We start from the raw sequence: 14,418 nt of genomic DNA, 5'->3' as shown, positions 1-14,418 counted from the left end.
TGCGAGGACCTTGCCCGGTTTTATCGAGATGACTGGCCATTATAGGGGAGTGCCTAAGGCCTCTCGATCCGGGGCAAGTCAGCCTCACGCGATTAATTACAGGATAACGGCCAGAGTGTGCAGCAAACGCCGTGCACGCTTCGCCGGATGTGACGATGCGCCCGAAAGCCCTACAATACCGGTTTCGATTTCAGCCGGCGATGAAGCCGGCGTACACAAGGAGAGAAACATGGCGATTGTGACGACAGACTCGGGCCTCAAGTATGAAGACCTGGTCGTGGGTGAAGGTGCGGATGCCGTCGCCGGGAAGACGGTCAGCGTGCATTACACGGGCTGGCTGACCGACGGCCAGAAGTTCGACTCGAGCCATGACCGCAACGATCCGTTCGCGTTCGTGCTGGGCGGCGGCATGGTCATCAAGGGTTGGGATGAAGGCGTACAGGGCATGAAGGTCGGCGGCAAGCGCAAGCTGACGATTCCGCCGCAACTCGGCTACGGCGTGCGCGGCGCGGGCGGCGTGATTCCGCCGAATGCCACGCTGGTCTTCGATGTGGAATTGCTGGACGTTTGATTTTTTGCAACAGCGGGGTCCGGGATCGAATCCCGACCCCGCTGTCGAATTACTGGCCGTTCAAACCGCGTTCCAGATCCCCACGGATATCGCCGGCGTTTTCCAGTCCCACCGCAAGCCGGATCAACCCCTCCCGAATCCCTGCGGCCTCACGAACTTCCGGCGTCAAGCGACCATGCGTGGTCGTGGATGGATGCGTGATCGTCGTGCGTGTATCGCCGAGATTACCGGTGATCGAGCAGATCTTCGTAGAATCGATCACGCGCCACGCGTTCGCCCGCTGCTCTTCCCGCGTCGCGCCCTTAAGCTCGAACGACACGATCGCCCCGCCCGCCTTCTGCTGTTTTTTCGCAATCGCGTACTGCGGATGCGACTCGAGCCCCGGATAAAACACGCGCTCGATAGCCGGATGCGTTTCCAGCCAGCGCGCGATCTCCAGCGCATTCGACGACTGTTTCTCCACCCGCAGCGAGAGCGTTTCCATGCCCTTGAGCAATACCCACGCGTTGAACGCGGACAAGGTCGGACCGGCGCTGCGCACGAACGGGAAGACCTTTTCCATGATGAACTGCTTCGATCCGACGAGCGCGCCGCCGAGCACTCGGCCCTGCCCGTCGAGGAACTTGGTGGCCGAATGCATCACGACGTCCGCGCCGAGTTTCAAGGGTTGCTGCAACGCCGGGCTGCAAAAACAGTTATCGACGACGAACAGCGCGCCCACTTCCTTCGATATCTTCCCGATCGCTTCAATGTCGGCGATCTCGGTCAGCGGATTCGACGGCGTCTCGAGGAAGAACATCTTCGTTTCGGGACGCACGGCGGCGCGCCATTCGTCGAGATTGGTCGGATCGACGAACGTGGTCGTAATGCCGAACTTGGTGAAGATCTGCGAGAACATGCCGACCGTCGATCCAAACAGGCTCTTCGAGCTGACCAGATGGTCGCCCTGCTGCATGGAGCACATCACCACCGACATGATCGCGGCCATCCCCGACGCCGTCGCCATGCATGCCTCGCCGCCTTCGAGCGCGGCCAGGCGCTTTTGAAACATCGCAACGGTCGGGTTCGTGAAGCGCGAGTACGTGTAAGCCTCTTCGGCGTTCTTGAAGCTTTCCGCGGCGTGCGCGGCGCTTTCGAACACGAAGCTCGATGTCAGGAAAATCGCTTCCGAATGCTCGTTGAAGTCGCTGCGAAGGGTTCCCGCGCGCACGGCGAGCGTGTCGAAGTTGAGGTTGTCGTCCATGTTCGTATCGTCCATTCTTTCCATCTCTTCCATTCGTGGTGGCCCGGCGGCATTCAAAAACCGGGACGCAAAAAAGCCCGCTTCTGCGTCAGCATGAGCGGGCTCGGTGCGAAAAAGCCTGTAGCGTCGCCGGGAAGGGAGTCGATGTTCGTCGGACTCTCCACCGGTTCGCTTTAGCTGTTTCGGGTTCCGATTGATGAAGCCATCGAAACCCGCGTCCGCAAGCTGATCTCAAATCGACGCAAACCCAATCCTATCACGCGTTTTCGCGCGCTGCAGCCAACCGCGTCATTCCACCGACAACTGCAAGTGCAACTGCGAACGCGATACACCGCCTTCCATTGCTTCACTTGCGGCGTCGCGATCCGACTGTGCGGACGGCGCAAGACGCGCCGTTTCCAGACGGTCGAGATAGGCTTCGTTGATATCGCCGGTGATGTAGTTGCCATCGAAACACGATGCATCGAATTCCTTCAGCGCCGGGTTGATGTCGCGAATGGCCTGCTTCAGATCCGCGACGTCCTGATACACCAGATGATCCGCGCCGATCATGCGCGCGACTTCGTCGTCCGAACGGCCATGCGCAACGAGTTCACCGCGCGTGGGCATGTCGATGCCATACACGTTCGGAAACTTCACCGGCGGCGCAGCGGACGCGAAAATCACTTTCGCGGCGCCGGCATCGCGCGCCATCTGTACGATTTCGTGCGATGTGGTTCCACGAACGATGGAATCATCCACGATCAACACGTTCTTGCCCTTGAACTCGATCGCCATGGCGTTGAGTTTCTGGCGCACCGACTTCTTGCGCACGGCCTGGCCCGGCATGATGAATGTGCGGCCAACATAGCGATTCTTGAAGAAACCCTCGCGATACTCCACACCCAGCTTCGCGGCCACTTGCATGGCGGCGGGACGCGACGAATCCGGAATCGGCATCACCACGTCGATAGCCACGTCCGGCAGCACGCGCTTGATCTTCTCGGCGAGGTAATCGCCCATGCGCAGGCGCGCGTTGTAGACCGGCACGCCGTCGAGGCACGAATCCGGACGCGCGAGATACACGAGTTCGAAGATGCAGGGGTTGAGGCTGGGGTTTTCGGCGCATTGCTGGCTGTGCAGGTTGCCGTCGTTATCGATGAAGATCGCTTCGCCCGGTTCCACGTCACGCACGAATTCGAAGCCGATACCCTCAACCGCCACCGATTCAGACGCGACCATCCATTCCACGCCCGTCGCCGTTTCCTGCTTGCCGAGGACCAGCGGACGAATGCCGAACGGATCGCGGAAAGCGACCAGCCCGTAGCCGGCGATCAGCGAAACGATCGCGTACGAACCCTTCACTCGCCTGTGGACGCCGCTCACCGCCTTGAACAACGCAGCCGGATCGAGTTGCAGGCCGGAGCTCGACAACTGCAGTTCGTGGGCGAAGACGTTGAGCAGGACTTCCGTGTCGGACGCAGTGTTGATGTGCCGGCGATCGATCCGGAACATCTCTTCCTTCAGTTGCGGCCAGTTGGTCAGGTTGCCGTTGTGGGCGAGGATGATGCCGAACGGCGCGTTCACGTAGAACGGCTGGGCTTCTTCTTCACTCGATGCCGACCCGGCCGTCGGGTAACGTACCTGGCCAATGCCGACATTGCCCGGCAGGCTGCGCATGTTGCGCGTGCGGAACACGTCGCGCACCATGCCGTTGGCCTTATGCATGTGGAAGTTGTTGCCGTCCGCCGTCGCGATGCCGGCTGCGTCCTGACCGCGGTGCTGCAGGAGCAGCAGGCTGTCATAGATCAACTGGTTGACGGGAGTCTGGGAAACTACGCCTACGATGCCGCACATGGCATTGGTCCTTCAAAGAGTCGAAACGGGTCGAAAGGGCATATCGGTGCAACGGTCCCAAAACACCTGCAAGGCATCTGGACTATGTGGATGTTGCGCCGAGCCTTCACGCAAATCCCGTGTAGCACGCCTTGGTCGTTATTGCGCAGGAGGCGCCGAAGGTTCTTGCGAGCCGTCCGGCGGGGTGCGCACATACGCGGCGAGCGTATCGGGGAGCAGCGGTTTCAGTTCTCGCACGCCTTGTTCGACCGCGGGCCGGAACAACGCGTTACGCCAGAAATCGTGTTGCGGCAGTTCGGTCAAGCCCGCCAGGGCGACCAGGATCACTACCAGAATTGCGCCTCGCACGAGGCCAAACAAAAGTCCAAGCGACCTGTCGATACCGCGCAGCCCGACCACTTCGGTCACACGCGAGAGCAACGCGCCAGCCACGCTCGATACCACCAGCACGGCCGCCACGATCAGCAGGAACGCGATCAGCCATTGTGTCAGCGCGCCGCCCGGCCAGTTCGCGGGGATATACGGCACGACAAGTCCGACAAATCGGCCCGCGACCAGCAAGGCCGCAATCCAGCCGATCAGGCCGAACACTTCGGCCAGCAAGCCACGCCACATTCCGCGCAGCGCGGAGAGGCCGATCACGGCCATCACCGCGTAGTCGAAACTGGTGAACATCAAATGCTAGTTCGCCGATGCGCTGTTGCCGCCGCCGCCCAAACCAGCCTGACGCACCTTGCCGAGCGCCGCCGATGCAGCCGCCCGGTCGGCAAACGGTCCCGCACGCAACAATGCGCGCGTCGTGCCGTCAGCTTCCTTCCGACGCTCAACATATGCGGGCACTCCCGCCGCCTTCAACTTGGCCACCCAACTTTGTGCGACGGCGTCTTCGTCAAAAGTACCGATCTGGATCACGAAACGGCTGCCGGCCGGCGATGCCGGGGTGTTCTTCTGAGCAGCGGCAGCCGCCGCCGGTGCGTCGGCGGGCGGCTTTGCAGCTTGTACGGGTGGCGTTACTGGTGCGGTTACGGGCTTCTGCGCAGGAGCGGCGGGCACAGCGGCTTTCGCCTGTGCCTGCGTTTCGGCAGGCTTCGCAGCGGGCTTCGATTCTGGCTTCGATTCCGGCTTCGTCACCGGCGCGGCAGCAGTCGTCGCGTTGCCCGCGTCGCCGACCGGACTATCCGGCGCAACGCCCGCCTGGGTATCGGTTGGAGAATCAGTTGCCGGACCCGCCGCAGTATCGCTATGCGTGGTCTTTGGCAACGGCGCCGCGGGGCGCGTGGGAATGTCGATGGAAATGTCGTCGGTGACAGGCTTCGGATGCGAGTCCAGCACCATGGGCAGGACGATCACGGCGGCCGCGACCAGCGCAAGCGCACCTACCAGACGGCGGCGCGCACGCTGCTTTTCGGGCAGCGTAGGGTCGAGCATCATTGCATCGGCTTCAGGGCGGTCGCTGCGGCGCGTCCGGCGTTCCGTGCGGACGGTCTGACGCGAGCCGCGCGAGGAGTCGGAATAATCATCGCGACCCGAAGGCGCGTCGTCTTTCTTGCCGAACGAAAAAAAGGACATGGTTGGCTTGTGCGAGAGGCTGGCCGGCCGTCCGTTCAATGACGCTGCGATTTACGGTACGCCATTACACCGGCGACCGTATGGAAACTGCCGAAAACCAAAATTCTATCATTTTCGGACGCCCGCTTTAACGCATCTTGATAAGCGTCGGCCGGATTATTGAATTGTGTAACGCTGCTGTCGGCAGTGTCGTTGACGCCGGCATCGCGTAAAACGCTTTCGAGCGCCGCGCCCGAGGCTGCGCGTGGCAGCGGGAGCGCCGTCACGTTCCAGTGATCGATCTCGCCTTTCAGGTGCTCCACCACGCCCGGGATGTCTTTATCGGACATGGCGCCGAACACGGCGTACGTGTACGGGAAGAAGCCCATGTTGCCGAGATTTTGCGCCAGAACGGCCGCTGCGTGCGGGTTATGAGCGACATCGAGGATCACTTGCGGCTTGCCCGGCACGACCTGGAAGCGTCCCGGCAACTCCACGTTCGCCAGTCCCAGGCGGATATCCTGTGCGGAAACCGGGATCCGGTCGCGCAATGACTCAAGCGCCGCGAGCGCCGCCGACGTATTGATCAGTTGGTTGGCGCCCCGCAATGCGGGGTAAGCCAGCGCGGAGCGCCGCTGCGTCCGGCCGATGTAACTCCACTGCTGACGCTCGTTCCCGCCCTGCGCTTCATAGCGGAAATCGCGGCCCACCAGCCACAGGTCCGCGCCGATGGCCTTCGCGTGGTCGATCAGCGACTGCGGCGGTGACGGATCGCCGCAGATCGCAGGCGTATCCGGACGGAAAATCCCGGCTTTCTCGAAGCCGATTTTTTCGCGTGTATCGCCGAGATATTCCGTATGGTCAATGTCGATACTCGTCACGATCGCACAATCCGGATCGACAATATTGACCGCGTCCAGCCGCCCGCCGAGCCCCACTTCGAGGATCACGGCATCCAGTTCGCGCGATGCAAACAGCCGCATGATGGCAAGCGTCGTGAATTCGAAATACGTCAGCGAGACCGGCTCGGCAAAACTTGTTCGCGCCTTCTCGACGGCTTCGAAGTGTTCGAGCAGCTCCGCATCCGTCGCATCGACGCCATTGAGCCGCGCGCGCTCGTTGAACGCGAGCAGATGCGGCGATGTATGACACCCCACGCGATATCCCGCGCGCAACAAGATGGTCTCGATGATCGCGCACGTCGAGCCCTTGCCGTTCGTCCCGCCCACGGTAATCACCGGACACGAGAAATCGAGCCCGAGCGCATCGCGAACCTGGCTGATGCGCGCGAGACCCATATCGATACCGACCGGATGCGCCGATTCCAGATGCGTAAGCCATGCGTCGAGCGAAGGAAAAGTAACCGAAGAAGTCGTCATGAGAAAGTGCTTGAGGGGAAACGCCAAAACGAAAACGCCGCGCGCGACCCGGGGCGGGTTCGCGCGCGGCGCCTGGGCCGTCATCATTTGACACCTTCCGCGCCATTGCTGCCTGGAAGGCGCATTAAACAATGCGCTGCTGCCTATGCTTCAGGCGACCGAATCAGCCGGTTGCAGCGTCAGCAATGCGATCAGGCGCGCGATCTCCTCGCGCATTTTCCGGCGGTCGACGATCATGTCGATGGCGCCCTTCTGGATCAGGAACTCTGAACGCTGGAAGCCTTCCGGCAGCTTCTCACGCACGGTTTGCTCGATCACGCGCGGTCCGGCAAAGCCGATCAGCGCCTTCGGTTCTGCAATCACCACGTCGCCGAGAAACGCGAAGCTGGCGGACACCCCGCCCATCGTCGGGTCGGTGAGAACGGAGATGAACGGCAGCTTGGCTTCGGCGAGCTTGGTCAGCATGGCCGTGGTTTTCGCCATCTGCATCAGCGAAAGCAAGCTTTCTTGCATCCGCGCGCCGCCCGATGCGGTGAAGCAGATGAACGGCGTGCGCTGTTCAAGCGCGTTGCGGGCGCCGCGGGCAAAACGCTCGCCGACAACCGAACCCATCGACCCGCCCATGAACGAGAATTCGAAGCACGCGGTCACGACCGGAATGGTATGGATCGCACCGCCCATGACGACCATGGCGTCGGTTTCGTCCGTATCTTCCATCGCCTCTTTCAGGCGGTCCGGGTACTTGCGGCTGTCCTTGAACTTCAGCGCGTCGACCGGCAGGATTTCCTGGCCGATTTCATAGCGGCCTTCCGGATCGAGCAGGCCGTCGAGCCGTTCACGCGCGCCGATTCTCATGTGGTGACTGCACTTCGGGCAAACGTGCAGGTTTGCCTCGACGTCATTGCGGTACAGCACCGCTTCGCACGACGGGCACTTGATCCACAGTCCTTCCGGAATGCCCTTGCGGCTTTTCGGATCGGTTTGCTTGATCTTCGGCGGTAACAGTTTGTCGAGCCAGCTCATCGTTTTTCCTTCATGTTTCGCGTATTACGCGGCCTGTTTGAATCTTTTTGGCCGCGATCACGGGTTATTTTGCAGAATCGAGCGCCGCACGGATTTCAGCGATAAAACTCGTCAGCTTCTCAGCCGCCGTGTCTGGCGATGCTTCTTCGAGCAATTGCACGAGACGGCTGCCGATCACGACCGCATCCGATACATCGGCCACCAGCCGGGCTGAAGCGGCATCGCGAATGCCAAAGCCAACACCCACCGGCAACGCCACATGCGCCTTGATGGCCGGGATTTTACTCGCGATACTCGCCACGTCCAGATTTGCCGCACCGGTCACGCCTTTTAGCGACACGTAATACACATAGCCGCTGGCGACTTTGCCCACGGCGGCGATGCGTTCATCGGTCGATGTAGGCGCCAGCAGGAAGATCGGATCGATGCCGGCAGCGAGCATCGCCTGGCTGAATTCCACCGATTCTTCCGGCGGGTAATCCACGACCAGCACACCATCCACACCAGCATCCTGCGCCGCCTTGGCGAAGGCTTCGGTGCCCATGCGCTCGATCGGATTGGCATAGCCCATCAGGACGACCGGCGTTTTGGCGTTGGTCTCGCGGAAGCGTTTTACATCGGCGAGAACGTGCTTGAGCGACATGCCACGCGCCAACGCACGTTCCGAAGAACGCTGGATCACGGGACCGTCGGCCATGGGATCGGAAAACGGCACGCCCAGTTCGATGACGTCCGCGCCGCCCTTGGCGAGCGCGTGCATGAATTCGACGGTCTGCTCGGGATTCGGATCGCCGGCCGTGATGAACGGGATCAGGCCTTTTTTGCCCTGCTCGGCGAGTGCCGCAAATGTGCTCATGATACGGGACATGATTATCTCTTCTGCGCTTATCGGCGCGTTTGGCGTTTTTTAGCAGCGACTTTGGCGAAGTTCACGCTTGATCGATAGAAGCATTTTCAACGACAGCTACCGGCTCCTCAACCGGCACGACCGCTGGCGGCGTCTGCGCAACTCGCGCTTGGGCAATTGCGTGATAGTCGGCGTTGATTTCATACCCGACAAACTCGCGCCCATGCCGCGCACACGCAACGGCGGTGGTGCCGCTGCCCATGAACGGATCCAGCACGCGGCCGCCGCGCGGACAGCTTGCGAGAACCATCCGTTCGATGATCTCCAGCGGTTTCTGCGTCGGATGATCGACTCGCTCAGCGTGCTGCCGGTGCAACCGCGAAACGGACCAGACGTCCTTCGGGTTGTATCCCAGCTCCAGCCACTTGCTGCCTTCGAACAACTTGCGCGAACGCGCCTTCTTGGTCACTGCATCATAAGGAATGCGGATGGGATCGAGATCGAAGAAGTAATCCTTCGATACCGCGAAATAACCGATGTTGTCATGCACCGACGTAAATCTGCGCACCGTTCCGCCCATGCTCGGTACGCGCCGGTCCCACACGATCTCGTTGACCATTGTGAGGCGGCGCTTGAGGAACACGAAGATCTCGGGCGCATATTGCCATGTGCAAAAAATATAAAGCGAACCGCTTGGCTTGAGCTTCGGGATTGCAAGCTCGAGCCAGCCGTAAGTCCAGTCGAGGAAGGCTTCGCCCGAACGCATGTCCGAGTCGTTGCCGTAGTCCTTTCCCAGACCGTACGGCGGATCGGCCACGATCAAGTCGATAGAGCCATCCGGCAGATTCGCTGCATCGGCCAGGAAATCGCGGTGATGCAAGCGGATTCCGCGCTCGGCGAGGTCCGTTCCTGCATTGACGATTTCATCGCGCATGGGTTGTGGGCTCAGAACGTGATGCCGGTGCGCTCGGCGACCGTATGCATGTCCTTGTCGCCGCGACCAGACAGATTGACGAGCAACAGCTTGTCTTTCGGCAGCGTGGGCGCGAGCTTCGCGGCGTATGCGAGCGCGTGGCTCGACTCGAGCGCGGGAATGATCCCTTCGATCCGGCAGCAATCGTGAAAACCCTTCAGCGCTTCTTCGTCAGTGATGCCCACATATTCGGCACGCCCGGCATCCTTCAACCATGCGTGTTCCGGGCCGACGCCGGGATAATCCAGCCCCGCCGACACCGAATGCGTCTCGATGATCTGGCCGTTATCGTCTTGCAGAAGATATGTGCGGTTGCCGTGAAGCACGCCCGGGCTTCCGCCCATCAGCGACGCGGCGTGACGGCCCGTATCCATGCCGTCGCCGGCGGCTTCGACGCCAATCAGCCGCACGTCCTTGTTATCGATATACGGATAAAAGATCCCCATCGCGTTCGAACCGCCGCCTACACACGCGATCACCGCGTCGGGCTGGCGGCCGGTCATCTCGGGCATCTGCACCTTGCATTCGTCGCCTATGACACGCTGGAAGTCGCGAACCATCATGGGATAAGGATGCGGACCCGCCACCGTTCCGATGATGTAAAACGTGTTCTCGACGTTCGTGACCCAGTCGCGCATGGCTTCGTTCAACGCATCCTTCAGCGTCTTCGAACCTGATTCGACCGGCACGACCGTCGCGCCGAGCAGCTTCATGCGGTAAACATTCGCCGCCTGACGCCGCACGTCTTCCGAGCCCATGTAGACCACGCATTCCATGCCGAAACGCGCCGCAATGGTCGCAGTCGCCACGCCGTGCTGTCCTGCGCCCGTTTCCGCGATCACGCGCGGCTTGCCCATCTTGCGCGCGAGCAGCGCCTGTCCGATGACGTTATTAACCTTGTGCGCGCCGGTATGGTTCAGGTCTTCGCGCTTGAGATAGATCTGCGCGCCGCCGAGCATCTCGCTCCAGCGTTTGGCGTGATAGATCGGCGAAGGCCGGCCGACGTAATGCTTCAGTTCGTACTCATACTCGGCGATAAAAGCCGGATCCTTGCTGCATTCTTCGTAAGCGTCGCGGAGTTCGTCGAGCGCGTGAACAAGCGTTTCGGAGACGAACGTGCCGCCATAAGGGCCGAAATGGCCGCGATTGTCAGGTAAGTTGTACATGTGTGTCACTCTCTCGGTACGTGGCAGCATTGCGCTTGCCCACGTTGATCATCCGGCATCCGCTTCGCGCACCGCGCGAACGAACGCCGCCATTCGGGCGTGGTCTTTCACGCCCTTGACCCCCGCTACTTCGATGCCACTGGAGACATCGACCGCGTAGGGCCGGACGAGCCGGATGGCGTCATGGACGTTTTGCGCGTTCAACCCACCACTCAAAACGGCCCGATGCCCGAGATCTGTTGGGATAAGTGACCAATCGAATACCTTTCCACCGCCACCGTAGCCATCGACATAAGCGTCGAGGAGCAAACCGTTGGCTGCCAGATAATTAAGAGATGATTCTACCAAATCATGCGCGGTGGCATCGGGCCCTACCCGAACGGCGCGCCACCACGGCAAACCGGCAACTTCAGCGAGCGCGGCGCATTGCGCAGGCGTTTCGTCGCCGTGGAACTGCAGAAGCGACAATCTGACATTCGATGTCACCTCGCGAACCCATTCCGGCGTCGCGTTGACGAACAAACCCACGGCCGATACCAGCGGGGGCACGCGTTCGGCCAGATCGATCGCGTGGCCCACGCTCACCGAACGCGGGCTGGGCGGATAAAACACGAAACCGACGGCATCCGCGCCGAGATCGACGGCGACATCGACATCTTCCGTCTTCGACAAACCGCACAACTTGATGCGCGTTCTATGCAGATCGTTATGGCCCACGTTAGTTTGCACGTTCAATTCCTTGCCAGACCGCGCTCCAAGGGTAGCTTCCCAGGCGCGGCGCGGGTACCGCGAAGTTCTCAGGATAGCCGACCTCGGCCAGATACAGGCCGTCGGGCATGAAAGTCGGCGCGGCGCGCTTGCGATCGCGCGCTTCGAGCAACTCCCGCAGCCACGACGGCGGATGTTTGCCGCGGCCGATCGCAACGAAACATCCCATCAGGTTACGCACCATGTGATGCAGGAACGCATTCGCGCGAAAGCGAAAATGGATGAAGTCGCCCTGTTCGATGATATCGATCTGACGCAGGTATTTCACCGGCGTCTTCGCCTGGCACTCGGACGACCGGAACGCCGTGAAATCATGCTTGCCAATGATCAGCGCCGCCGCTTCGCGCATGGCGTTGGCATCGAGCGCCGCGTAGCACCAGCCGGCGCGGCCGGGGATCATCGGCGAGCGCACGGGGTGGACGTACAGCGCGTAGTAGTAAGTGCGCTCGAAGGCGCCGAAACGCGCGTGGAAATCATCGGGCATCGGCCGCGCCCACTGCACCGCGACGCTTTGCGGCAGGAACGCGTTCGTGCCGCGAACCCAGGCGAAGTCGGTGCGTTCGAGTTCGGTGTCGAAATGGACGACCTGGCCGAGCGCATGCACACCCGTGTCGGTTCTTCCCGCGACGACGGTTTGCACGCGCGCTTGCGTGAACTTGCCGAGAGCGCGTTCGAGCACATCCTGCACGGTCTCGACGTCCGATTGTGTCTGCCAGCCGCTGAACGCCGAACCGTCGTACTGGATACCAAGTGCAATGCGTTTCAAAGCCATGTCAGGAGAGCGGCGCGAGCGTGGATAACAACGTGGCGGCGGGCTGGCGCGTGGCTGCATCGTTCGAATCGATGACTTCTTGCAAAAGCGTGCGCGCGCCCGACAAGTCGCCGAGTTCGATGTATTCGACGGCAAGTTCGAGCTTGTTGCGCGCGATGGTCGCAATCTGCTCCGGCGTGAACGCCGGCAGCGGCTCGGTCTGGCTCGACGGCGAGTTGTAGTCGAAGTCGAGGCTCAACGGGCCGAAGCGCGATGCGCCGAGTCCCGCCACCGACGCCGCGCCTGCCGTTCCCGTTTCGATTTGCTCGGCAGCCGAAGCCGCGGGCAAGTCGGACGACGCATCCGGATGACGATGCTGCTCGTTCTGCTGGTCGAGGACAGCCGGGTCCGCGATGGGTTGCGGGGTGACCGACGCCGGTGCGATTTCTTGTGTTTCAGCTTCCGCGTTCTTGGAAGCCGGTGGCGGTTCGGGGCTTTCGAGGGGCGCTTCCTGACGCGGCGGCAAGCCGAAATCGAGCGCGCTCAAGGCTTCGATCGCTTCCTGGGGGAATTTGGGCTGCGGCAGACGCGACGCGGGGGAGGACGGTTCTTCGTCGTAGGAGTCGTCGTGCGGGGTGGTTGCGTGATCGGCCGGTGGCGTTGCGTGTGATGCGGCTTCTCGGGCTGCGGCTTCTCGGGCTGCGGCTTCTCGGGCTGCGGCTTCTCGGGCTTCGGCTTCGCGGGCTGCGGCTTCTCGGGCTGCGGCTTCTCCGGCTTCGGCTTCGCGGGCTGCGGCTTCGCGTTCTGAAGCTTCACGCGCCGCTGCTTCGCGCGTAGCCGCCTCGCGCGCTTCAGCTTCACGGGCCTCCGCTTCCCGTGCTTCTGCCGCCACTTTCTCGGCCTCACGCGCTTCGGCCTCCCGTTCCGCCGCTTCCCTTGCTGCTGCCTCTTTCGCTTCCCGCTCGACGGCTTCCCGCGTCGCCTGCTCCAGCGCCACGGCACGCTCGGTCGCAGCGCGTTCGGCAGCCAGCGCTGCCTCGACCGCACCCGGCCGGGGCGGCGTGAAATCACGATGAAGCGCCGCCGGCGCATCCGGCATGAACGGCGCGCGTCTGGCTTCGGGTTCTTGAGCCGGGACTGCGGTGCTGAGCGTTACATGTGCAGCGTCATCATCGTCGTTGTTATCGGCGGCTTTGGCTTCGGTTGAACTGAGCGGCGTGTCTTCGTTGGGGGTATCGAAGGCCTGGGCGGCATCGTAATTTTCCATGCTCGCCGCAACGGCGTTCAGCTCGCCTTGCCCACGTTGCACGGCCACGCCTTCAAGGTCGGCGGCGCCAGTCGCCTGATGCGAATGGATGCTGTGCACCGGGGTATCCGGTGCTTGTGGCGCCGGCGCTACCACCGGCGGCTCCGGCGTGACTTGATCGACTTCCGGCACTGCGACGGCGCGGCGGCGCTTGCTTGCTCTCATCGCGATGAGGAGCAGACCGATCGCCACGACCACGCCGATAATCCAGCCAATTGGCCCATTTCCGGACGTCGGCGCGGAGCTCGCCGTCGAAGCCGGCGTTACAGCCGATGCAACTGGCGCCGAGGCCGGCACTGACGCCGCGACCGGCGCAGAAGCCGCTGCGATTTCGCTCGCGCCCGATGCCGGCTGAGCCTCGGAAGCAGCCGATGCACCGCTTGCAGTGCTCGCCGTCACCGCGCCGCTAACCTCAGCGCCGGAGGGGACGCGCGTGGTACTGGAGGACGCAGCCTCCGCTGGAACGGCCGCAGTTTCCGGTGCGCTTGCCGTAACAACCGGCGCGGCGGTTGCAGGCGATGACGCAACAACGGCAGGCACAGCCGGAGCCGGAGCGGATGAAGCCGCTGACGCCCCAGAAGCCGCCGAGGCGCTCGCCGCCCCATCACCCTGCGGCACGTTCAAAACCGATCCCAGCTTCAACCGGCTTGGATCGTGGCCCATGAACGCATTCGGATTGGCATCGAAGAGCGCGCGGGACATCTTTTCACGCGTGGCGCGGTCAGTCGAACCTGTGATCTGCGTCGCGATATCGCTCAGCGATTGCCCGGGTTTCACGCTGTATTGCGTCACCGCGGGCGCGTCGGACGCAGCGACAGGCGCGGACGCAGCGCTCGCCTGAGCCATGGCATTCGAGAACAACGACGTCCCGAGCAGCACACTCGCGGCACTCGCCGCGATCAGCGCCGCGCGCCGCGCACGAGTGAATTGGCGGGGCTGCGAATGAAATGGCCGACTCGGACGAACGATCATTGAAACTCCAGGCGAGTGGACAGAAACGAAAACAG

13 protein-coding genes are annotated in these 14,418 nt (G+C 62.2%); 1 reads left to right on the top strand and 12 read right to left on the bottom strand.

Annotated features, from left to right (window positions below):
• The first annotated feature begins 229 nt into the window (after positions 1–229).
• On the top strand, positions 230–571 hold the full coding sequence (locus tag AX768_RS23015; protein WP_056362764.1) for an FKBP-type peptidyl-prolyl cis-trans isomerase: 342 nt from the start codon (positions 230–232) through the stop codon (positions 569–571).
• Positions 572–620: 49 nt separating this feature from the next.
• Here AX768_RS23015 and AX768_RS23010 read toward each other — a convergent pair whose 3' ends face one another.
• The 12 genes from AX768_RS23010 to AX768_RS33535 form a co-directional block, all read right to left on the bottom strand.
• Positions 621–1,814, bottom strand: a complete 1,194-nt coding sequence (locus AX768_RS23010) for an O-succinylhomoserine sulfhydrylase (protein ID WP_062003602.1) — start codon at positions 1,812–1,814, stop codon at positions 621–623.
• Positions 1,815–2,102: 288 nt separating this feature from the next.
• Positions 2,103–3,650, bottom strand: a complete 1,548-nt coding sequence (gene purF, locus AX768_RS23005; RefSeq protein ID WP_062002473.1) for an amidophosphoribosyltransferase — start codon at positions 3,648–3,650, stop codon at positions 2,103–2,105.
• 138 nt (positions 3,651–3,788) lie between these two features.
• Positions 3,789–4,325 (bottom strand): CvpA family protein, encoded by a 537-nt coding sequence (locus tag AX768_RS23000; protein ID WP_062002472.1) that lies wholly within the window; start codon positions 4,323–4,325, stop codon positions 3,789–3,791.
• Between the two features lie 6 nt (positions 4,326–4,331).
• A complete protein-coding gene (locus AX768_RS22995) occupies positions 4,332–5,219 on the bottom strand; it encodes an SPOR domain-containing protein (protein WP_062002471.1) in 888 nt (295 codons plus the stop codon).
• Between the two features lie 35 nt (positions 5,220–5,254).
• The gene (folC, locus tag AX768_RS22990) at positions 5,255–6,577 is read right to left on the bottom strand and encodes a bifunctional tetrahydrofolate synthase/dihydrofolate synthase (protein ID WP_062003601.1); all 1,323 of its coding nucleotides are present in this window, start codon (positions 6,575–6,577) and stop codon (positions 5,255–5,257) included.
• A gap of 150 nt (positions 6,578–6,727) precedes the next feature.
• The gene (gene accD / locus AX768_RS22985; protein ID WP_062002470.1) at positions 6,728–7,600 is read right to left on the bottom strand and encodes an acetyl-CoA carboxylase, carboxyltransferase subunit beta; all 873 of its coding nucleotides are present in this window, start codon (positions 7,598–7,600) and stop codon (positions 6,728–6,730) included.
• A gap of 64 nt (positions 7,601–7,664) precedes the next feature.
• A complete protein-coding gene (gene trpA, locus AX768_RS22980; RefSeq protein ID WP_062002469.1) occupies positions 7,665–8,468 on the bottom strand; it encodes a tryptophan synthase subunit alpha in 804 nt (267 codons plus the stop codon).
• A 61-nt stretch (positions 8,469–8,529) separates the two neighbouring features.
• Positions 8,530–9,381: a DNA-methyltransferase gene (locus tag AX768_RS22975; protein ID WP_082779045.1), complete on the bottom strand. Its 852-nt coding sequence runs from the start codon at positions 9,379–9,381 to the stop codon at positions 8,530–8,532.
• An 11-nt stretch (positions 9,382–9,392) separates the two neighbouring features.
• Positions 9,393–10,586 carry a tryptophan synthase subunit beta gene (gene trpB, locus AX768_RS22970; protein WP_062002468.1) on the bottom strand — a complete coding sequence of 398 codons (1,194 nt, stop codon included), beginning with the start codon at positions 10,584–10,586 and terminating at the stop codon, positions 9,393–9,395.
• A 48-nt stretch (positions 10,587–10,634) separates the two neighbouring features.
• Positions 10,635–11,303, bottom strand: coding sequence for a phosphoribosylanthranilate isomerase (locus AX768_RS22965; RefSeq protein WP_082779044.1), 669 nt, complete (start codon positions 11,301–11,303; stop codon positions 10,635–10,637).
• 1 nt (position 11,304) lies between these two features.
• On the bottom strand, positions 11,305–12,126 hold the full coding sequence (gene truA, locus AX768_RS22960; protein WP_062002466.1) for a tRNA pseudouridine(38-40) synthase TruA: 822 nt from the start codon (positions 12,124–12,126) through the stop codon (positions 11,305–11,307).
• A 1-nt stretch (position 12,127) separates the two neighbouring features.
• Complete coding sequence (locus AX768_RS33535; protein ID WP_062002465.1) at positions 12,128–14,383, bottom strand: FimV/HubP family polar landmark protein; 2,256 nt, start codon at positions 14,381–14,383, stop codon at positions 12,128–12,130.
• Between the last annotated feature and the right edge of the window lie 35 nt (positions 14,384–14,418).

Origin of the sequence: Burkholderia sp. PAMC 28687, assembly GCF_001577465.1 — a bacterium.
Taxonomy (GTDB): domain Bacteria; phylum Pseudomonadota; class Gammaproteobacteria; order Burkholderiales; family Burkholderiaceae; genus Caballeronia.
Note: the sequence above shows the minus strand (reverse complement) of the source record. Positions and strands in the feature narration are given on the sequence as shown.